General features: G+C 62.7%; 21 protein-coding genes. 6 read left to right on the forward strand and 15 right to left on the reverse strand.

Annotated elements, in window-relative coordinates:
• Window positions 1-194: 194 nt before the first annotated feature.
• The 3 genes from ACQKIK_RS17490 to ACQKIK_RS17500 are packed head-to-tail and all read left to right on the forward strand — an operon-like array spanning window position 195 to window position 2,708.
• The gene (locus ACQKIK_RS17490; RefSeq protein WP_064481165.1) at window positions 195-1,214 is read left to right on the forward strand and encodes a methionine ABC transporter ATP-binding protein; all 1,020 of its coding nucleotides are present in this window, start codon (window positions 195-197) and stop codon (window positions 1,212-1,214) included.
• Window positions 1,214-1,891: a methionine ABC transporter permease gene (locus ACQKIK_RS17495; protein ID WP_417781142.1), complete on the forward strand. Its 678-nt coding sequence runs from the start codon at window positions 1,214-1,216 to the stop codon at window positions 1,889-1,891. The genes ACQKIK_RS17490 and ACQKIK_RS17495 overlap by 1 nt, the downstream gene beginning before the upstream one ends.
• Window positions 1,892-1,934: 43 nt before the next feature.
• Complete coding sequence (locus ACQKIK_RS17500; protein ID WP_499136876.1) at window positions 1,935-2,708, forward strand: MetQ/NlpA family ABC transporter substrate-binding protein; 774 nt, start codon at window positions 1,935-1,937, stop codon at window positions 2,706-2,708.
• Between the two features lie 134 nt (window positions 2,709-2,842).
• Here ACQKIK_RS17500 and ACQKIK_RS17505 read toward each other — a convergent pair whose 3' ends face one another.
• The 5 genes from ACQKIK_RS17505 to ACQKIK_RS17525 are packed head-to-tail and all read right to left on the reverse strand — an operon-like array spanning window position 2,843 to window position 6,820.
• Window positions 2,843-3,475 carry an SCO family protein gene (locus ACQKIK_RS17505; protein ID WP_499136878.1) on the reverse strand — a complete coding sequence of 211 codons (633 nt, stop codon included), beginning with the start codon at window positions 3,473-3,475 and terminating at the stop codon, window positions 2,843-2,845.
• Between the two features lie 20 nt (window positions 3,476-3,495).
• On the reverse strand, window positions 3,496-4,395 hold the full coding sequence (cyoE, locus tag ACQKIK_RS17510) for a heme o synthase (RefSeq protein ID WP_045422786.1): 900 nt from the start codon (window positions 4,393-4,395) through the stop codon (window positions 3,496-3,498).
• Window positions 4,396-4,406: 11 nt separating this feature from the next.
• Window positions 4,407-5,468, reverse strand: coding sequence for a COX15/CtaA family protein (locus ACQKIK_RS17515; protein WP_499136879.1), 1,062 nt, complete (start codon window positions 5,466-5,468; stop codon window positions 4,407-4,409).
• A gap of 57 nt (window positions 5,469-5,525) precedes the next feature.
• Window positions 5,526-6,107, reverse strand: coding sequence for a PA_0111/PP_0108 family redox-active disulfide protein (locus ACQKIK_RS17520; protein ID WP_499136880.1), 582 nt, complete (start codon window positions 6,105-6,107; stop codon window positions 5,526-5,528).
• Between the two features lie 5 nt (window positions 6,108-6,112).
• Window positions 6,113-6,820 carry an SURF1 family protein gene (locus ACQKIK_RS17525; protein ID WP_045422790.1) on the reverse strand — a complete coding sequence of 236 codons (708 nt, stop codon included), beginning with the start codon at window positions 6,818-6,820 and terminating at the stop codon, window positions 6,113-6,115.
• 82 nt (window positions 6,821-6,902) lie between these two features.
• Between ACQKIK_RS17525 and ACQKIK_RS17530 the strand changes: the two genes are divergently transcribed.
• Complete coding sequence (locus ACQKIK_RS17530; RefSeq protein WP_499136881.1) at window positions 6,903-7,106, forward strand: twin transmembrane helix small protein; 204 nt, start codon at window positions 6,903-6,905, stop codon at window positions 7,104-7,106.
• 5 nt (window positions 7,107-7,111) lie between these two features.
• On the opposite strand, the gene ACQKIK_RS17535 is transcribed toward ACQKIK_RS17530, so the two are convergent.
• From ACQKIK_RS17535 to ACQKIK_RS17580, 10 genes are all read right to left on the reverse strand, one after another.
• Window positions 7,112-8,011 carry a cytochrome c oxidase subunit 3 gene (locus ACQKIK_RS17535; RefSeq protein ID WP_499136882.1) on the reverse strand — a complete coding sequence of 300 codons (900 nt, stop codon included), beginning with the start codon at window positions 8,009-8,011 and terminating at the stop codon, window positions 7,112-7,114.
• The gene (locus ACQKIK_RS17540; protein ID WP_499136883.1) at window positions 8,008-8,589 is read right to left on the reverse strand and encodes a cytochrome c oxidase assembly protein; all 582 of its coding nucleotides are present in this window, start codon (window positions 8,587-8,589) and stop codon (window positions 8,008-8,010) included. The genes ACQKIK_RS17535 and ACQKIK_RS17540 overlap by 4 nt, the downstream gene beginning before the upstream one ends.
• Before the next feature lie 273 nt (window positions 8,590-8,862).
• On the reverse strand, window positions 8,863-10,491 hold the full coding sequence (ctaD, locus tag ACQKIK_RS17545; RefSeq protein ID WP_045422798.1) for a cytochrome c oxidase subunit I: 1,629 nt from the start codon (window positions 10,489-10,491) through the stop codon (window positions 8,863-8,865).
• Between the two features lie 12 nt (window positions 10,492-10,503).
• Window positions 10,504-11,637, reverse strand: a complete 1,134-nt coding sequence (gene coxB, locus ACQKIK_RS17550) for a cytochrome c oxidase subunit II (RefSeq protein ID WP_499136884.1) — start codon at window positions 11,635-11,637, stop codon at window positions 10,504-10,506.
• A gap of 212 nt (window positions 11,638-11,849) precedes the next feature.
• Complete coding sequence (locus ACQKIK_RS17555) at window positions 11,850-12,137, reverse strand: hypothetical protein (protein ID WP_234463451.1); 288 nt, start codon at window positions 12,135-12,137, stop codon at window positions 11,850-11,852.
• 81 nt (window positions 12,138-12,218) lie between these two features.
• The gene (locus ACQKIK_RS17560) at window positions 12,219-13,283 is read right to left on the reverse strand and encodes a PA0069 family radical SAM protein (RefSeq protein WP_064481157.1); all 1,065 of its coding nucleotides are present in this window, start codon (window positions 13,281-13,283) and stop codon (window positions 12,219-12,221) included.
• A 213-nt stretch (window positions 13,284-13,496) separates the two neighbouring features.
• On the reverse strand, window positions 13,497-14,267 hold the full coding sequence (locus ACQKIK_RS17565; protein ID WP_499136886.1) for a DUF1835 domain-containing protein: 771 nt from the start codon (window positions 14,265-14,267) through the stop codon (window positions 13,497-13,499).
• Between the two features lie 17 nt (window positions 14,268-14,284).
• Window positions 14,285-14,563, reverse strand: coding sequence for a YheV family putative zinc ribbon protein (locus ACQKIK_RS17570; RefSeq protein ID WP_499136888.1), 279 nt, complete (start codon window positions 14,561-14,563; stop codon window positions 14,285-14,287).
• A complete protein-coding gene (gene prlC / locus ACQKIK_RS17575; protein ID WP_499136889.1) occupies window positions 14,560-16,608 on the reverse strand; it encodes an oligopeptidase A in 2,049 nt (682 codons plus the stop codon). Before prlC ends, ACQKIK_RS17570 begins: the two co-directional genes overlap by 4 nt.
• 614 nt (window positions 16,609-17,222) lie before the next feature.
• Complete coding sequence (locus ACQKIK_RS17580) at window positions 17,223-18,215, reverse strand: bile acid:sodium symporter family protein (RefSeq protein ID WP_241529768.1); 993 nt, start codon at window positions 18,213-18,215, stop codon at window positions 17,223-17,225.
• 85 nt (window positions 18,216-18,300) lie between these two features.
• Here ACQKIK_RS17580 and ACQKIK_RS17585 point away from each other — a divergent pair, with 85 nt between their 5' ends.
• Window positions 18,301-19,122, forward strand: a complete 822-nt coding sequence (locus tag ACQKIK_RS17585) for an AraC family transcriptional regulator (protein ID WP_499136891.1) — start codon at window positions 18,301-18,303, stop codon at window positions 19,120-19,122.
• Between the two features lie 35 nt (window positions 19,123-19,157).
• Window positions 19,158-19,700, forward strand: a complete 543-nt coding sequence (locus ACQKIK_RS17590) for a gamma carbonic anhydrase family protein (RefSeq protein WP_499136892.1) — start codon at window positions 19,158-19,160, stop codon at window positions 19,698-19,700.
• Window positions 19,701-19,910: the final 210 nt, after the last annotated feature.

A 19,910-nucleotide genomic window follows, 5' to 3' on the forward strand; every position in this document is an offset into this window, starting at 1 on the left:
TCAATTCACGGCGTACCAGTTAGTGACCCGATAAAGCCGCTCAAGGTTGCGAGCTGCGACGATTTGCTCAGACTATAGAGGCGATGGCTTGTCTCAATCACCGCAGTTCGCTACGCCCGCCCGCTGCAAATGCGTAGAATGCACGCCTTTCGCCACCATCCAGGCACATACGACCGCACCCACAAGGTTCGCCCGTGATCGAATTTCAGCAAGTCCACAAAACCTATCGGGTTGCCGGCCGGGGCACTGCTCGAGAAGTGCCTGCGCTCAAGCCGACCGAACTGACTATCGGTGCAGGCGAAGTGTTTGGCCTGATTGGCCATTCCGGTGCAGGCAAGAGCACCTTGCTGCGCCTGATCAACCGTCTGGAAGAACCATCCGGAGGCCGCATCCTGGTTAACGGAGAAGACGTCACGGCGCTCGACGCCAACGGCCTGCGTCGCTTCCGTCAGCGGGTCGGGATGATCTTCCAGCACTTCAACCTGCTGATGTCCAAGACCGTCGCCGATAACGTCGCCATGCCGCTGCGCCTGGCGGGTAACCACTCACGAAGCGAGATCGACAGCCGGGTCGCCGCCTTGCTCGACCGCGTCGGCCTGAAAGATCAGGCGCGCAAGTACCCGGCGCAATTGTCGGGCGGCCAGAAACAGCGCGTCGGTATCGCCCGCGCGCTGGCGACCGAGCCGGACATTCTGCTCTGCGACGAAGCCACCAGCGCGCTCGACCCGCAGACCACTGCGTCGGTGCTACAGCTGCTCGCCGAGATCAATGCCGAGCTGAAATTGACCATCGTGTTGATTACTCACGAGATGGATGTAATCCGCCGTGTCTGTGACCGCGTCGCGGTGATGGATGGCGGTGAGATTGTCGAACAGGGGCCGGTCACCGAGGTATTCCTGCACCCGAAGCATCCGACCACGCAACGTTTCGTCCTTGAAGACGAAGCGGTCGACGAAGGCGAGCAGCACGATGATTTTGCTCATGTCCCCGGCCGGATTCTGCGCCTGACCTTCCAGGGTGAAGCCACCTACAAGCCGCTGCTCGGCACCGTCGCCCGGGAGACCGGTGTGGATTTCAGCATCCTCTCGGGACGCATCGACCGCATCAAGGACACCCCATACGGCCAGCTGACCCTGGCGCTGGTAGGGGGCGACATGGGTGCTGCCCTGGCCCAGCTGGATGCAGCTGACGTGCATGTGGAGGTGCTGCGCTGATGGACGCCTTGTTTAGCTCTTTGTTGGGAAATGTCGACTGGTACGAAATCTGGCTGGCGACTCTGGACACCCTGCTGATGCTCGGCGGGTCGCTGCTGTTCACCATCCTCCTCGGCCTGCCGCTGGGCGTGCTGCTGTTCCTCACCGGCCCGCGCCAACTGTTCGAGAACGGCCCGCTGTACGGCTTTCTGTCCTTCGTGGTGAACGTGCTGCGCTCATTGCCGTTCATCATTCTGCTGATCGTGATGATTCCCTTCACGGTGCTGGTCACTGGCACCTCGCTGGGCGTGGCGGGGGCGATTCCGCCACTGGTGGTGGGTGCCGCGCCGTTCTTTGCGCGACTGGTGGAAACCGCGCTGCGCGAAGTCGACCGCGGCATCATCGAGGCCACTCAGGCGATGGGTGCCACCACCCGGCAGATCATCTTCAATGCCCTGCTGCCCGAGGCTCGCCCAGGCATCATTGCTGCCGTAACCGTCACCGCCATCACACTGGTTTCCTACACCGCCATGGCTGGCGTGGTGGGTGCAGGCGGGCTCGGCGACTTGGCCATCCGCTTCGGCTATCAACGTTTCCAGACCGACGTCATGGTCGTCACCGTGGTGCTGCTGCTGGTCCTGGTCCAGGTACTGCAGAGCGTCGGTGACAAGTTGGTAACGCATTTTTCAAGAAAATAACTGCCTAACCGGCACCGATACAGGAACCCACAAGGAGCCCTACATGAAAAAACTGCTTGCCGCCTTTGCCGCTGTCGCGGCTTTCTCCGCCCAAGCCGCCGACGAACTGAACGTCGCTGCCACTGCCGTCCCGCATGCGGAGATTCTGGAATTCATCAAACCCCAGCTGGCCGAACAGGGCGTCGACCTGAAGGTGAAAGTCTTCACCGACTACGTGCAGCCGAACATTCAAGTGGCCGAGAAACGTCTGGACGCCAACTTCTTCCAGCACCAGCCGTACCTGGATGAGTTCAACAAGGGCAAGGGCACCGAGCTGGTCAGCGTTGCTGGCGTGCACATCGAGCCCTTCGGCGCCTACTCGAGCAAACACAAGTCGCTGGACGAGCTGCCCAATGGCGCAACCGTGGTGATCCCCAACGACGCGACCAATGGCGGCCGCGCCCTGCTGCTGCTGCAGAAGGCCGGTGTGATCACGCTGAAGGACGGCGCCGGCATCACCGCCACGCCGAAGGACATCGCCGAGAATCCGAAGGACATCAAGATTCGTGAGCTGGAAGCCGCCACCCTGCCACGGGTGCTGACCCAGGTCGACCTGGCGCTGATCAACACTAACTACGCCCTGGAAGCCAAGCTGAACCCCACCGAAGACGCCCTGTTCATCGAAGGCAACGACTCGCCGTACGTGAACATTCTGGTGGCACGTCCGGACAACAAGGACAGCGCCGCCATGCAGAAGCTGATTGAAGCGCTGCACAGCGAAGAGGTGAAGCTGTTCATCAATGAGAAGTACCAGGGCGCAGTCGTACCGGCGTTCTAAGTGCGACAGCAACATGAGCGGCGTGCAACGTCGCTCCATTCCTGACGAGACAGGCCCGCCACGTGCGGGCCTTCTTGTTTCTAGCAACGGCAAATCAGGGTGGTGTTTAACCGCTCCTGAGCCGAGGTTAACCGTTACTCCAGTGCAAGCACGGCCGGCAGCTGCTCAGCCAGCTTCTCGGTACGCAGCGGCCCGCGGACGAAACCGCGCAGACGGCCGTCGGGGCCGATCAGGGCGAGGTTGCCGCCGTGGTCGACGGTGTAGTCCTCTTTCGAGGTGTCGGCCGGGATGAAGGGCACGCCGACGGCATTGGCCAGCTCTTGAATATCGTCCAGCGAGCCGGTCAGGCCGATGAAGCCGGCGCCGAAGTATTCCAGGTACTTCTTCAGCTGTTCCGGCGTGTCTCGCTCGGGATCGACGCTGACCAGAATCGGTTGCATCCGCTGTTTCGCGTCTTCCGGCAGTTTAGTGCGCAGCTGCCGCAGTTCCGCGAGCGTCGCGGGGCAGATGTCCGGGCAGAAGGTGTAGCCGAAAAACAATAGGTTCCAACGTCCCTCCAGCTGCTCCATGGATACCGGCTCGCCGTCCTGGTTGGTCAGCGTCAGGCTGGGCACATCGCGGCCCTGAGGCAGCATGACGATGCCGGCATCGAGCAGGTCGGCGGTATCGAGTTGCTGCTCGGTGTTGAGCACCTTGTAGACCGTCAGGCCAATGACCAGCGCAACCAGCGCCACTAGAACAATTACGGTTTTCTGGATGCGTGTCATGAGGGTCCTTGGCGGCCGGCTTAGAAGGTCAGCGGCAGATAATGATCAACCAGCAAGGCGATGAACAGCGCAAACAGGTACCAGATGCTGAATTTGAAGGTCTTGATGGCGGCATGCGGGCGGCTGTCGCGATAGAGCACCACGGCCCAGAACAGGAATCGCGCACCCAGCAGCACGGCCGCAGCCAGGTACAGCGGGCCGCTCATGTGAATGGCGAAAGGCATGACGCTCACGGCCAGGAGCATCGCGGTGTACAGGAGGATATGCACTTTGGTGTAGTGCTCGCCGTGGGTCACTGGCAGCATCGGCACGTTGACCTTGGCGTACTCATCCTTGCGGTGGATGGCCAGCGCCCAGAAGTGCGGCGGCGTCCAGGCGAAGATGATCAAAACCAGCAGCAGCGGTTCGGCCGTCACCTGCCCAGTTACCGCAACCCAGCCGAGCAGCGGCGGCGCGGCGCCGGCCAGCCCGCCAATGACGATGTTCTGCGGCGTGGCGCGCTTGAGAAAGCCGGTGTAGATCACCGCGTAGCCGATCAGCGAGGCCAGCGTCAGCCATGCCGCCAGTGCATTGGTAAAGGTCAGCAGCAGGGCCATCCCGGCAACGCTGAGCACCAGGGCGAACAGCAAAGCAGCGGCCGGCGCGACCCGTCCTTGTGCCAGCGGCCGCTTGTGGGTGCGTGCCATTTCCAGGTCGATGCGCCTGTCGACCACATGGTTGATCGCCGCCGCGCCACCGGCACAGAGGGCGATGCCCAGGTTGCCGAACAACAGAACGGTCCAGGGCACACCGGAGCGCGTCGCGAGGAACATGCCCACCAATGAGGTGATGAGCATCAGGACCACTACCTTTGGTTTGGTCAACTCCAGATAGTCGCGCCAGATGGCCTGAGCGCCGCGTTCGCTGATAAGAGTGGCCATGGGAGTTCTCCTTATGCGCGAGGCAGGTCGAGCCTGCTCGTCGTGTTCGAATTCAGATGCGGCTGAGGCGCCTGTACGGCGTCAACCGATGGGGCCAGGCGCAGGCGATGGTTGATCAGCACGGTTACCAGCAGCAGCAGCGCACCGCCGCCGTTATGGGCGACCGCAACGGCCAGCGGCAGATTGAGCAGCACGTTACTGATGCCCAGCGCGATCTGCAGGGACAGAGCGGCGACAAGCAACACGGCCAGACGCGACAGACCGTGACGCCAGAGCTGCCAGGCCAGCGCCAGCAGAATCAGCGTCACCGTGAGCGCGCCGAGCCGATGCGTCAGGTGAATGGCGGTTCGGGCCTCGCCATAAAGCATCCCGCCGAGGTAATTCGGGCCAATGTCGTGATGGGTCAGGTTGAAGGCGTTGGCGAAATCCATCTGCGGCCACCACTGGCCATGGCAGGTTGGGAAATCGGTACAGGCCACCGCCGCGTAGTTACTGCTGACCCAGCCACCCAGGGCCACCTGGATGATCACCGCGAACATGCCGATCAACGCAAAGGTTCTGAGCCTGCCCGGCACGCTCGGCATCGCCGGCCTCCGGACGGACAGGCGCAGCGTCAGCAGGAACAAGAGGCTCAAGGTGGTGAAGCCGCCTAGCAGGTGCGCGGTGACCACCTGAGGCCAAAGCTGCAGGGTGACGGTCCACATGCCGAACGCCGCCTGAGCGATGACCACCGCGAGCAGCAGCAAGGGAAGCTTGAGCGGCTGTCCCGGCTCGGCGCGGCGGCGTAGCGCCTGCACTGCAAGCCCGAGGATGACCAGCCCCAGCGCACCTGCGAAATAGCGGTGCACCATCTCGTTCCAGCCCTTGTGTACCTCCAGCGGGGCATCCGGGAAGCGCATCGCGGCCAGACTCTGCTTGTCCTCGCTCATAGGGACGCTGAGAAATCCGTAGCAACCGGGCCAGTCCGGGCAGCCCAAGCCGGCATGGGTCAGCCGTGTATAGGCGCCGAGCAGCACCACCACGACAGCCAATAGCGTGGCGACAAGGGCGAGGCGGTAGCCGGGTTTTGCCATCTGGTTCTCCTTGGGCAGCCTTTCTGGGACTCCAGCGAGGCGGCCGAGTGCCTTGGATCAACCGATCTGGGAAATTTTCAGCAGGTACTTGAGGTCGTCGAGGATCGCCTTGCCATTGGCTTTGCTGTCATAGCGCAGCACCAGATTGCCGTGCGGGTCGACAATCCACAGCTGTGCGCCATCCGGTAGATCAGGATTTGCGCCGTATACGCTGGGATCCAGGGAGTAGCGTTGCAGCTGTGGATACTCGCGCTGCAAACGCTGGGCGTAATCGGCCGCCAAAGGCTGGGCACTGGCGATGGCGTGGCTGGCCCGACCGGCTTCGCGGGCCAGGCCGATGTTGATTTGCCGCGCCAGATAGACCAGCTGCTGGCAGTCTTCGGCGCAGCCATCCGGCGCCGTAACCAGCAGTTCCCAGCGCGGCTCGGCGGCGACCGGCGCGTTGATACCCAGGGCGTCGCGGCCTTGCCCAGTAGCGACCAGCGCGCCGTCATAGGTGCGAGTTTCAGGCACCCAGAAACCGAAGCGGTACATTGCGCTTGCCAGCAGCATGGGGCCAATCACAACGGCGAAGATCAGCAGCAGTTGCAAACGCCCCCGGCGCCGTTGCGCCGGTGCAGGCTTATAGGTCGGATTCATCGCGGTCACTGCTTGCTCCCCCGTGCCTGATGCACGCCGAAGTAGATGAACAACGCCAGCAATGCCGCTGCCAGCGCAAACCATTGCACTGCATAGCCGACGTGCTGCTGCGGCTGCATGAAGGTCACCGGCCAGTCGGCACGATACGCTGCCGGGCCCGGTTCCAGCCGCAGCTGGTATTTGATGCCGTCACGGTCGAGCAACTGCCAGATGTCCTCAACCTCGACGTGGTTGATCAGCCGCGGCCAGCCTTCGGCCATGCGTCGGTTAAGAATGAACGGCTCGCCTGACGGCGCGTACACCCACGCGGACAGCTTCAGCGGACGATCCGGGGTGTCGAATTTCGGTGGGATGCGCCGGTCCGGCCAGGGCAGCCAGCCGCGGTTGACCAATACCCAACGGCCGCTGGGCTGATCCTGAAACGGCTGCAGCAGTTCGACGCCGACCCGACCGTCGCGGGTGCGGCTATCCAGCAGGAAGCTGTGCTCAGCGTCGAAGCTGCCCTGCAAGTTGATGCGCGCGTAGGCGGGGTCCTGGAGAGTTTCGATCTGCTCCGGCCCCAATGGCGCTGCGGCTTCGCGTGCCTCCTGACGCGCCAGCATGTCGCGCTTCTGGTCGGCGCGTTCCAGCTGCCAGAAACCCAGCCAGACCAGAAATGGCAACAGGCACAGCACCACAAGTGTAGGTATGACGCCTGGCTTGAAGCCGCTCATACCCGGCCCCGCGGCGTATTGATCCGGCTGGCTATACTGCACCCCCACTTACCCCCAGTCACCTGTCACGGCGGACCCGCTCATGCTCAAGGCGGCGATTGTTCTGTTATTAGTAGCCACACTGGTCAGTCTGTTCAGTGGTCTGTTCTTTCTCATCAAAGATGAGGGCCGTACATCACGTGTGCTCACGGCCCTCTTCGTTCGTGTCTCCCTCACCGCAATGACTGTCGCCCTGATCGCATGGGGCTTTTATAGCGGGCAGTTGCAGCCCGGTTTTGGCGCCTGATCGCGCTAGATCACGTAAACGAAAACGAACAGGCCAATCCACACCACATCCACGAAATGCCAGTACCAGGCTGCAGCCTCGAAGCCGAAATGCTGCTCAGGTGTGAAATGGCCGCGAAAGCTGCGTACCAGCATGACCGTCAGGATGATCGCGCCCATGGTCACGTGGGCACCGTGGAAGCCCGTGAGCATGAAGAAGGTTGCGCCGTAGATGCCCGAGCCCAGCGTCAGCCCAAGCTCGGTATAGGCGTGGATGTACTCCTCTATCTGCAGGACCAGGAAGGCGGCACCCAGCAGCACGGTCAGGCCCAGCCCAAGCTTGAGCTGCTTGCGGTTGCCCTTGCGCAGGGCGTGATGGGCCCAGGTCAGGGTGAAGCTGGACGTCACCAGCAGGATGGTGTTGATCAGCGGCAGCCCCCAGGGGCTGATGGTGCCGGACGGCGCTGGGTAGAACCGCGGGTCCGGGTTGTTCAGCAGCGGCCAGCTGTACTCGAAGTTCGGCCAGAGCATGGCGCTGACGCCCTTGTCACCGTAACCGTCGAGCCAGGGGCCGACCCAGTAGCGGATGTAGAACAGCACCCCGAAGAAGGCGAGAAAGAACATCACCTCGGAAAAGATGAACCAGCTCATGCCCCAGCGAAACGAGCGATCCATCTGCGCGCTGTACAGGCCTGCTCGACCTTCACGGACGACTGCTCCGAACCAGCCGAACATCATGTAGGCGATCAGCAGTGCGCCGACAAAGAAGATCACCGGCCCGCTGATCTCGTCGCGACCGGCCTTGAGGTCATTGAACCAGCTGCCCAGGCCGAACACCGTGGTTAGCAGCGCCACGGTCCCGACGATTGGCCATTTGCTCTGGGCGGGGACGTAATAATTCTCGTGCGTGGTGGTCTGTTGGCTCATTGCAGACTCTCCTTGGCCACCACCAAAGACGCCTGGGAAACGGCGGCGACGGGAGGTTGGCGAGACGTGATGTCGAACAGGGTGTAAGCGAGCGTCAGGTGACGCACATCCGCAGGCAGATCACGGTCGACGATGAAACGCACCGGCATTTCGATGCGCTCACCGGGTTGCAGCACTTGCTGGGTAAAGCAGAAGCATTCGGTCTTGTGAAAAAATGCCGCCGCCTTGGACGGCGACACGCTGGGCACCGCCTGGGCGGTCATCGGTTTGTCCGTCGGGTTGTAGGCGATGAAACGCATTTCACGACTGGAGCCGGGATGAACACTGAGCTGGTCAGCCACCGGCTTGAATTCCCAGACCATCCCTGACGCATTGGTGGCAAGAAATTGAACCCGCACCTCGCGGTCTTCATCCACCGTCTGCACCCCTTGGTAGGCCCCCGCCGTCTTGCCGTTGATGCCGAACGCCTTGCACATGACGTCGTAGATCGGCACCAGGGCGAAGCCGAAGGCGAACATCGCCACGACCAACAGCAGCAGTCGGCGTACCAGGCGGGGTATGGGCAAGGCATCGCTCATGGCACCCGCCTCGTACAGAGCTTTTCGTCAGGCGCCGCCTCACCCTGTTCATAACCACTCCGGTGGGCTAAAGCCCACCCTACCGGGTCGCTATGGCGTGCTGAAGCGGAGCGCTGACCGGCCCCTCCGGATTTCTGGTAATGCCAGGCGCCATGTAGGGTGGGCTTCAGCCCACCAACGGCACCACCTACCACGCGTCTAATAGCCACGGCGCAGCCCGTCGAGGCCACCCGAAGCCCAGCCTCCGGCCTCCAACCTTTAGCGGCTTGTGCCCTAATCATCCTTGGGCCCCGTGCGGTGTTCGTGGAGTTGATGCATGTCCGGCGGGACACTGAAGGTGTGGTACGGCGCCGGTGACGGCACGCTCCACTCCAGACCCTCTGCACCGTCCCAGGGCTTGGCTGCGGCAGCCGGGCCGCCGCGGATGCATTTGATGACGATGAAGAGGAACAGCAACTGGGTTGCGCCGAACATGAACGCGCCGATGCTCGAAACCATGTTGAAGTTGGCGAACATCATGTTGTAGTCCGGGATCCGCCGCGGCATGCCGGCTAGCCCAACGAAGTGCATCGGGAAAAACGCCAGGTTCATGCCGATGAAGCTCATCCAGAAATGCAGCTTGGCCAGGGTTTCGTCGTACATGTGGCCGGTCCACTTCGGCAGCCAGTAGTAGGCCGAAGCGAAGATGCCGAAGATCGCACCCGGCACCAGTACGTAGTGGAAGTGCGCCACCACGAAGTATGTGTCGTGGTACTGGAAGTCAGCCGGGGCGATGGCCAGCATCAATCCGGAAAAGCCGCCGATGGTGAAGAGGATGACGAAGGCCACGGCGAACAGCATCGGCGCCTCGAAGGACAGCGACCCCCGCCACATCGTCGAGACCCAGTTGAACACCTTCACCCCGGTGGGCACCGCGATGAGCATGGTGGCGTACATGAAGAACAACTCGCCAGTCAGCGGGATGCCGACGGTGAACATGTGGTGCGCCCAGACGATGAACGAGAGGAAGGCAATGGCAGCGGTGGCGTAGACCATCGAGGTGTAGCCGAACAACGGTTTGCGCGAGAACGCCGGGATGATCGAGCTGACCGCGCCGAAGGCCGGCAGGATCATGATGTACACCTCGGGGTGGCCGAAGAACCAGAACACGTGCTGGAACAGCACCGGATCACCACCGCCGGCCGCGCTGAAGAAACTGGTGCCGAAGTGGATGTCCATCAGCATCATGGTCACCACGCCTGCCAGCACCGGCATCACCGCAATCAGCAGGAAAGCGGTAATCAGCCATGTCCAGACGAACAGCGGCATCTTCATCAGCGTCATGCCCGGTGCACGCAGGTTGAGGATGGTGGCGACCACGTTGATCGCCCCCATGATCGAGCTGATGCCCATCAGGTGAATGGCGAAGATGAAGAAGGTCACGGATTCGGGCGCGTAAGTCGTCGACAGCGGCGCGTAGAAGGTCCAGCCGAAGTTAGGCCCCCCGCCCTCCATGAACAGCGTGCTGACCAGGAGGCCGAAGGCCGCAGGCAGCAGCCAGAAGCTGAAGTTGTTCATCCGCGGCAGGGCCATGTCCGGCGCGCCGATCATCAGTGGAATCATCCAGTTCGCCAGGCCGACGAAGGCCGGCATCACCGCGCCGAAGACCATGATCAGGCCGTGCATGGTGGTCATCTGGTTAAAGAATTCCGGCTGCACGATCTGCAAGCCCGGCTGGAACAGCTCAGCGCGAATCACCATCGCCATCGAGCCGCCCAGCAGGAAGGCACAGAAGCTGAACCACAGGTACATCGAGCCGATGTCCTTGTGATTGGTGGTCAGCAGCCAGCGTGAGAGCCCCTTGGCCGGGCCGTGGTGATGGTCATGCCCGGCATGACCATGATCGTCGATCACTGCACTCATCGCCTGATCCTCTTACTGGGTGGCTTCTTCGGCCTGTTTGAAGACGAGCACGTCTTTCGGCGTGACCATGTCACCCGTATCGTTGCCCCACGCGTTACGCTCGTAGGTCACCACTGCGGCGATGTCGACTTCCGACAGCTGCGGGCCGAAGGCCGGCATTGAGGTACCCGGTGAGCCTTTCACAACGATGCTGATGTGGTTTTCCGCATCACCCGTGGCGATGGGCGAGCCCTTGAGTGCCGGGAACATCGGCGGCAGCCCTTCGCCTGAAGCCTGGTGACAGGCGGCACAGTTGGTCTGGTAGACCTTCTCGCCACGTGCGGTCAGCTCTTCGAGCGTCCACTCCTTGCTGGTGAGTTCGGCGAGCTTGGCAGCTTCGGCCTTCTTCTCGCCGAGCCAAGTGGCGTAGTCCTCCTGGGACTTGACCTCCACCACCACCGGCATAAAGCCGTGGTCCTTGCCGCACAGCTCGGTGCACTGGCCCCGGTAGATGCCAGGCTGGTCGACTCGGGTCCAGGACTCGTTGATGAAACCCGGAATGGCATCCTTCTTCACCGCCAGATCCGGCACCCACCAGGAATGGATGACGTCTGCCGCAGTAATCAGAAAGCGCACCTTGGCGCCGACTGGAATCACCAGCGGCTCGTCCACTTCCAGCAGGTAGTGCTCGCCCTTGGGCGCCAGGTTGTTGATCTGTTCACGCGGGGTGGTGAGGTTGCTGAAGAACTCGACGTCTTCACCCAGGTACTTGTAGTGCCACTTCCACTGATAGCCAGTGATCTGGATATCCACGTCCGATTCGCTGGAGTCGTAGATGTGGATCAGCGTGCGGGTGGCCGGTACCGCCATGGCGACGAGTATCAGCAACGGAATGATGGTCCAGAGCACCTCGACCTTGGTGTTTTCGTGGAAGTGCGCCGATTGCAGCCTCTTGGAGCGGCGGTGGGCAAACATCGACCAGAACATCACCGCGAATACCAGCACGCCGATGATCACGCAGATCCAGAAGATGGTCATGTGCAGATTGAAAACGGAGTGGCTGACCTCGGTGGCACCGGGGCGCATATTCACTTCCCAGGCCGCGTGGGCCTGGCTGAATAGCGAACACAATCCAATCCCCATCCAGGCTCGTGGATGTCGCGACATTGCGGGTTCCCCTTATGGTTCTTGTTATCCCGCCGACCGCCTGTCCGGCCGCAGAGCAGCGCAAAACGCTCGCTACGACAGCCTGACCACGCTCCGATCTGGCTCCCCCCAATTCCTGGTTGCCAGTCCTCGCTTTGCACGTGCAGTCGGATTCAATCGGTACGCTTACGATCGGAGTATAGACAGCCATCCGAGACTGGCAATTTAGTCGATCAAACGCTGGCCTCTGCCTCCGCGGAATGGTCGTTCTTCTTCACCCCTCGGATATTCATCAGCGCCAGGCACACCTGCAGCGTGATCAACGCCCAGGCTTCGGCATACCAGCCCCAGATGACCCAGAGCAGGTTGCTGAGCAGGAAGCACCAGAACCCCACCGTTCGCCGTTGCGGTTTGAGCGAGCCGATCAGCCACGCCGCCAACACCGTGACCACCATTGCCGGCCATTGCAGAAGATCGATCCAGTCCACCTTGCCTCCAGATGCGAATGCGCGCCGGACCATACCGGCGCCGCAGCGATATCTGGATTGGTGCGCCGAGCGCTTCGTATAGTTCCGGTGAACTGCCCTACGGCCCGGTCCTGACTAGAGCAGATTCATCTGCTGCCCGGGGGGAGCGAAGCGGCTGCAATCGAGCCCGTAGTTCTGGTCACGACGGTTGTAGCCCAGCCGCTTACAGGCCAGCTGAAAGCGCTGCGCCAACAATTGTGCGAACTGTCCTTCTCCACGCATGCGGCTGCCGAAGCGGCTGTCGTAATCCTTGCCGCCGCGCGACTGCCGTACCAGGCTCATGACGTGAGCGGCACGTTGCGGGAAATGCTCCTGCAGCCATTCGTCGAAGAGCGTGGCGACTTCGTGAGGCAACCGCAGCAGCACGTAGCCAGCCGAGCGCGCGCCGGCCTCCCGCGCGGCTTCGAGCATGCGCTCCAGCTCCATGTCGTTGATCATCGGAATCATCGGCGCGCACATCACGCTGACCGGCACACCCGCCTCATGCAGGGTGCGCAACACCCGTAGCCGCGCCGAAGGCGACGCCGCGCGCGGCTCCATGATGCGTTTGAGCTCATCGTCCAGCGTGGTCAGGCTGACCGAGACGCTGACCAGTCGCTGCTCGGCCAGCGGCACCAGCAGATCTAGGTCACGCAGCACCAGCGAGCCCTTGGTGATGATGTGCACCGGATGCTTGAAGCGCAGCAGGATCTCCAGCGCACGGCGGGTCAGCTGCTGTTCGCGTTCGATGGGTTGATACGCATCGGTATTCACGCCCAGCGCAATGGGCTGGGGCACGTAGCCGGGCTTGCTCAGCTCCTGCTCGAGGCGTTCGGCCAGGTTGGTCTTGGCGATCAGCCGCGTCTCGAAATCGATCCCCGGCGACATGTCCCAATAGGCATGGCTGGGCCGCGCAAAACAGTAGATGCAGCCGTGCTCACAGCCACGATAGGGATTGACCGAGCGGTCGAAGCCGACGTCCGGCGACTGGTTGCGGGTCAGCACACTCTTGGCCGTCTCGAACCGTACTTCGGTGGCGCGGGTCAGCGGCACGTCCTGTTCCCAGCCGTCGTCGTAGGCCTCGCTAGTGGTCGGGGCGAAACGGTTGTCTGGGTTGATCGCGGTGCCGCGGCCGCGCGGCGTGCTTTTCGGCGGGAACATTGAAGGCTCCGAAATACTGTATATGGATACAGTATCAGAATACGACAAAGCCTCTGCAATGTCGCCGCACCGCCCGTCGCGTAGGGTGGATCGCGCCTTGTCGCTCCACCGCCCCGCGAGCGACCGGTGATGTCTCATGCAGGAGCGATCGTGGATGTAAAAAGCGGCATCTACCCTAATTCAGGCGACAATCCCCAAGCCCACCGGCGGACATCACATGCCTGAAGCGCGGCGCACCTGCACCTGGCTGTACTCGGCTTCAGCTCCGTCGCTGAGCTCAATGACACCACGTTTCGCCAGCTCACGGGCGCGCCAGTAGAGGAACAGGTCTGTCGCGAAGAAGCCGTCGCAATGACTCATCACCTCGGCCATGGCGCGGGCGAGCGGCGTCCAGTCATTGCCGCAGGCCGCCAGCAGCTCGCTATCGATCCGCGAGTGGTCTTCACCGACGAAACGCCCGTCGACCCAGCGACGTATCGCTGCGCTCTCTTCGACGGCGGCCCGCCATTGACCAGCGAGTTCGGCAATGCGACCAGGCGCAACGAGGCGAGGTTGGTAAAGCGCTGCCAGGGCATCCGGCGCATGCATGGACACCGCCATGCGTGTACCGACTCGGCTGTCACCGGTGCCGCAGGCGACCTCATGCAGCGGTATCGCTGATCCTTCCAGAGCCGCCGCCACCCGCGCCAACATCAGCTGTTCGGAGGCGCTATCGCCATGCCAGACCGTAATCTGCCGCGGCTGATCGGGCAGTCGCGCCAGCCACTCCGCATCGTTGGCAATGCCGGAGAAATCCGGTCGGGGCTCCAGCCCGATAGGCCAGACCCCTTCCCAGAACGCCATTCGTGTTTCGCATGGCGGGGATTCGATATCCGCGAGCGGCCCGACCGCCAAGTCGTCGCGCAGAACGCGGAGCTCATTGCCCTCGGCCAGCAGTTGCCGGACGCTGTCGGCGGCGAGATCGCCACAGGTGATATGCCACATGGCGATGCTCCAGTCGGTCAGTCGGGTTTTTTCTTCAGCTTCGGGTTGGGGAAGAACTGTACCGCCTGCACCTGCGGATCAGCTGCCTTCGGCTTAGCCTTGTTAACCCGCGTCCCCAGTTCCGAGGGCACCGACTGTCCCTGGGCGTTGAGGGTGTCGGCATAGCCGCACTCCACGCATTCGCGGTGGGGAACGCCGTCGACGTCCCACATCTTGATGCTGTCGCTGGCGCTGCACGCCGGGCACACGGCACCGGCGATGAAGCGCTTGGTGGCTACCTTCGGCTCGTCGCTCATGCCACTTCCTCGGTCAAGCCTAGATGACGCAGCAGCGCGTCGGTGGACGGCTCGCGGCCGCGGAAGTCGACGAACAGCACCATGGGCTCCTGCGAACCACCGCGCGCCAGAATGGCATCGCGGAAGGCACGACCAGTATCGGCGTTGAACACGCCCTCTTCCTCGAAGCGCGAGAAGGCGTCGGAGGACAGCACTTCGGCCCACTTGTAGCTGTAGTAACCGGCCGCATAACCGCCGGAAAAGATGTGCGCGAAGCTGTTGGGGAAGCGGTTGCTGGCCGGCGGACGCATCACCGAAACCTCGTCGCGGATGCTTTCCAGCACCTCGAGCACGCTACGGCCGTCGCCGTGGGTGGCATGCAGTTCGAAGTCGAACAGCGAGAATTCCAGCTGGCGCACCATCACCAGACCGGACTGGAAGTTCTTTGCCGCCAGCATCTGGTCCAGCTTGTCCTGCGGCAGGCGCTCGCCGGTCTGGTAGTGACCGGAAATCAGCGCCAGGCCTTCGGGCTCCCAGCACCAGTTCTCCATGAACTGGCTCGGCAACTCGACAGCGTCCCAGGCTACGCCATTGATGCCTGAGGCACCGGTATGTTCGACCTGGGTCAGCAGGTGGTGCAGGCCATGGCCGAATTCGTGGAACAGCGTGGTGACTTCATCGTGAGTCAGCAGCGCCGGGCGCTCGCCCACCGGCGGCGTGAAGTTGCAGACCAGGTTAGCCACGGGCGTCTGCAAGGTGCCGAGGCAGGTGCGGCGCTTGTCGCGGGCGCCATCCATCCAGGCACCGCCACGCTTGTTCGCCCGCGCATAGAGATCGAAGAAGAAGCGCCCGACGTGCTCGCCCTTCTCGCGGATTTCGAACAGGCGAACGTCCGGATGCCAGCTGTCGAAGTCTTCCAGCTCGTGGATTTCAATGCCGTAGAGGCGCTTGACGATGGCGAACAGGCCGGACAACACCTTGTCCACCGGGAAGTAGGCACGCAGCTCTTCCTGGCTCAGGCTGTAACGGGCCTGGCGCAGCTTCTCGCCAAAGTAATTGACGTCCCAGCTTTGCAGGTCGCTAACGCCCTGCTCGGCGGCGAAGGCGCGCAGCTCCTTGAGGTCACGCTCGGCGAAGGGTTTGCTGCGCTTGGCCAGATCTCGCAGGAAGCCCAGCACCTGATCGGTGCTCTCGGCCATCTTGGTCGCCAGCGACAGCTCGGCGTAGTTGCCGAAGCCCAGCAGCTTGGCCAGTTCCTGACGCAGGTCGAGGATCTGCTCCATCACCGGGCCGTTGTCGAACTGACCGGCGTTCGGTCCCTGATCGGAGGCGCGGGTGGAATAGGCGACATAGACCTCTTCGCGCAGCGCACGGTTGTCGGCGTAAGTCATCACGGCGAAGTAGCTGGGGAATTCCAGGCTGATCAGCCAGCCATCCAACTCCTTGGCTTTGGCGGCCTCAGCCATCTGCGTCTTGGACGAATCGGTGATGCCGGCCAGCAGGCTTTCGTCGGTAACGTGCTTGGTCCAGGCCTGGGTGGCATCGAGCAGCTGGTTGGAAAAGGTGCTGCCCAGCTCGGCGAGCTTCATGCGGATCGCGCCGAAGCGCTGCTGTTCGGCGGGCGGCAGATCAATGCCGGACAGACGGAAATCGCGCAGCGCATGTTCGAGGATGGTCTTCTGCGCCACATCGAAGCCGTCTGCTTCAGGGCTCAGCGACAAGGCGTGATAGGCGGCGAACAGGTCGGCGTTCTGGCCCAGCTCGGTAGCGTAGGCGGACAGCTTCGGCAGGCAGGCCTCATAGGCGCTGCGTAACTCAGCGTTGTTGCGCACGGCATTGAGATGGCTGACCGGGCCCCAGGCACGACTGAGGCGCTCGTTCATCTCGTCCAGGCCCACCACCAGGGTGCTCCAGTCGAGGCTCTCGGCCGGACGGCTGAGCAGTTCCTGCAAGGCGACACGGTTGTCACCGAGGACGGCGTCCACCGCCGGCTCGACGTGCTCGGGTCGAATCTCGGAATAAGGCGGCAGGTCGAATTCCCGAAGCAGCGGGTTGGTATCGGTCACGGCATTTGCCCCTTTTGAATAAGTGATCAGCTGAGCATGTTAAAGACAATTGCCCGACCGCGCAGCCAGCAAACGGATCGATAGCGTGGCGCTATGGATAACGAAACCGCAGGGTTTATACGATCAAGAATGCGCGCCGCCACGCGGCATCATCGAACCCGCCTCGCCCACGCCGAGTGGCTGCTTAACTGCGACGGTTTCCTGCAGCGCGGGTTCCCGCCGCACAGCTCCTTGTAGGAGCGAGCTTGCTCGCGATCAAGGGTATGCAGCATCCGGCAGCGTTGTGTTCCGCCACCGCGGATCGCCAGTAAGGAATGGCCCCCTGGCTCCAACATATTGCAACGGGGCGCGCCGGATAGCGGAGCCAGGTGGCGCCAAAGAAGCTGCCATCGCGAAGGTCTCCTGCAGCGCGGTCCCCCGCCGCACAGCTCCTGTAGGAGCGAGCTTGCTCGCGATCAGAGGTGTACGGCTTCCGGCTGCGTTGTGTTCCGTACGCGGATCGCCAGCAAGAACTGGGCGTCCCCCTAGCTCCTACGGGTTCAAAGTTGCTGCGGTGTGGGTCCGCAGCAAGCGGGCTCCCATGTGTTGCAGCGGATGCGTGCCCGATAGCGGCTCTACTGAGCCGCAGGCGACTCCACAGGCAGCTCGGGACGGCGCGCGTAGCGCTGCGCCAGCACCGTGCAGACCATCAGCTGGATCTGATGAAAGATCATCAGCGGCAGGATGATCATGCCCACCGCGCTGGTGGCGAACAGCACCTGGGCCATCGGCACGCCAGTGGCCAAGCTCTTCTTCGAGCCGGCAAAGAGGATGGTGATGCGGTCTTCGAGGTTGAAGCCAAACACCTTGGCTAGCACGCTGGTCAGCCACAACACGATAGCCAGCAACAGGCAGCAGGCGACCACCAGGCCCATCAAATGGCCCAGCGGCACAATCTGCCAGAGGCCATCGACCACCGCGCCGCTGAACGCGGTGTAGACCACCAGCAGGATGGAGCTTTGATCGACGGTCTTCAGCCAGGTCTTGTTGCGCGTGACCCAGGCACCGATCCAACGCCGTGCGACCTGTCCCGCGATGAAGGGCACCAGCAATTGCAGAACGATCTTGCCGATGGAATCCAGCGTCGAGCCGCTCTCACCTTCGACGCCCATGAGCAACAGCACCAGCAACGGCGTGAGAAAGATGCCGATCAGGCTGGATGCGGCAGCACTGCAGATCGCCGCCGGGACGTTGCCACGCGCCAGTGAAGTGAAGGCGATGGCCGATTGCACCGTAGCCGGCAGCGCACAGAGGTAGAGCATGCCCAGGTACAACTCGTCGCCGACCATCGGCGTCAACACCGGCTTGAGCGCCAGCCCCAGCAGCGGAAACATGACGAAGGTGCAGGCGAAGACCAGCAGGTGCAGGCGCCAGTGGCCGGCGCCAGCGAGGATGGCCTCACGGGACAATTTGGCGCCGTGCATGAAGAACAACAGCGCGATGGCGGCCGCCGTCAGCCACTCGAAGAACACCGCACCTCGGCCTTCGCAGGGAAACAGCGTGGCGATGGCGACCACCGCCAGCAAGGCGAGCGTGAAGTTATCGAAGAGGATGCGCAGCTTGGCCATGAACACTATTCCTTAGGGCTTGCGGGTGACTGGAATCGACCTTAACGTGGGCACAACCTTCCGACTAACGCCAAGCAGGCACGAAATGTCGCCAATCGGACAAGAAGCCGCATTGATCACCCGCCTGGGCGAACTCAAAGCGCTGCCGCGACCGGTCTACGGCCAGCTGGACTCACCGCCAAACCTCAAGCTCGGCTACCGCCACAGCCATCCCTGGGTGCAGCTTTCTCATGCAGTCGAAGGCGTGCTCGAGGTGCGCACCGACAGCGGCCGCTTCATCGCGCCGCCGCTGCGCGCAGTATGGATTCCCGCCGGCATCACCCATCAGGTGTTCTGCGCGCCGGACACCTGCATTCGCAGCCTGTACATCGATCGCAGCGTGGTCAGCCATGCGCCGGAGCATTGCCGCGTGCTGCAGGTGAGCCCCTTGTTGCGCGAGCTGATCCGACACTTCAGCACGCTGCCTGAAGCCTATGCCGAGGACGGCGCCCAAGGTCGTCTGGTACAGGTGCTGCTGGACCAGCTGGGATCCGCCCCGGAAGTCGAGCTGGTCCTGCCGCTGCCGACCGAGCCGCGCCTGCATCGGCTGTGCAAGAGTCTGCAGGCGCAACCGGAGTCGCAGGAAGGTCTGGCTGACTGGAGCCGAACCCTGGGGGTCTCGGAACGCACCCTGAGCCGCTTGTTCCTCCGCGAAACCGGGTTGACCTTCCGCGCCTGGCGCCAGCGCTTGCGGCTGCTCAGCGCACTACCGGCACTCGAGCGAGGCGAGCGAGTCACCGACGTCGCGCTGGGCTGCGGCTATGAATCCTTGTCGGCCTTCATCGCGGCCTTTCGCGAACAGTTCGGCGCCACGCCAGGCGAATTCTTCCGGCCCGGCAGCAGTTCCGCCGTTGGCCCTGTCCACTAGAAACCGCCCAATCTTTCGAGCTAGAGGAGCAATTCATGAGCATCCGAACCTACCAGGGCCACACGCCCACCTTGGGCGAGCGTGTCTTCGTCGACCCCAGCGCGGTGCTTATCGGTGATATCGAGATCGGAGCGGACAGCTCGGTCTGGCCACTCACCGTGATCCGCGGCGATATGCACCGCATCCGCATCGGCCAACGCAGCAGCATCCAGGATGGCAGCGTCCTGCACATCACCCACGCCGGACCCTACAACCCGGACGGCTTTCCGCTGACCATCGGTGACGAGGTGACGGTCGGGCACAAGGTCACCCTGCATGGCTGCACTCTGGGCAGTCGCATCCTGGTGGGGATGGGGTCCATCGTGATGGATGGCGCGGTGGTCGAGGACGAGGTGATCATTGGCGCCGGGAGCCTGGTGCCGCCGGGCAAGACGCTCGAAAGCGGCTACCTGTACGTCGGCAGCCCGGCGAAACAAGCCCGCCCGCTGACGGAGAAGGAGCGCAGCTTCTTCAGCTATACCGCGGGTAATTACGTGAAACTGAAGGATCAGCACCTGGAGCAGGCGTACGCTGACTGATGTGTTCGCAGCGGATCGCCAGCAAGCTGGCTCCTACGAAAAGCAGTGCCATGCTCACGCGTCTGTTCAAGGCCCTGCGACTCTGGCGCGGTTGCTGATCCGATCCGGGATCGAATCCCAGATTTCGCAGAGGATTGGTGATCCGCAGGAGCCAGCTTGCTGGCGATCATGGCGAGGTTCAAGGAAACATCCCGCTAGACGCCTTGATAC

The sequence above is a fragment of the Pseudomonas sp. NPDC047961 genome (assembly GCF_050272435.1).
Taxonomy (GTDB): Bacteria; Pseudomonadota; Gammaproteobacteria; order Pseudomonadales; family Pseudomonadaceae; genus Stutzerimonas.